A 270-nucleotide genomic window follows, 5' to 3' on the forward strand; every position below is an offset into this window, starting at 1 on the left:
TTGCTGGAGCTTCCTCAACGGACAATTTATAATGTCTCGGATTATAAATTCTAATACGTAATGCCTTTGTATTAGTTCGCGTATTTTTTGCCAGGCTGGCTACGGAAAACCATGTCAAAACGTCTTCCTCCCCTTAATGCACTGCGGGTATTCGATGCCGCAGCACGCCATTTAAGCTTTACAAAAGCCGCTGTAGAGCTGTTTGTCACCCAGGCTGCCGTCAGCCATCAGATTAAATCGCTGGAAGATTTTCTGGGATTAAAGCTGTTC

General features: G+C 44.8%; 1 protein-coding gene. It reads left to right on the forward strand.

Annotated features, from left to right (window positions below):
• Window positions 1-111: 111 nt before the first annotated feature.
• Window positions 112-270, forward strand: a 159-nt coding sequence (locus NR195_RS22760; RefSeq protein WP_256844935.1) for a LysR family transcriptional regulator, incomplete at its 3' end; no start/stop codon positions are given.

Source organism: Pantoea sp. Ft-CA_14 (assembly GCF_024520875.1).
Classification (GTDB): Bacteria; Pseudomonadota; Gammaproteobacteria; order Enterobacterales; family Enterobacteriaceae; genus Pantoea; species Pantoea agglomerans.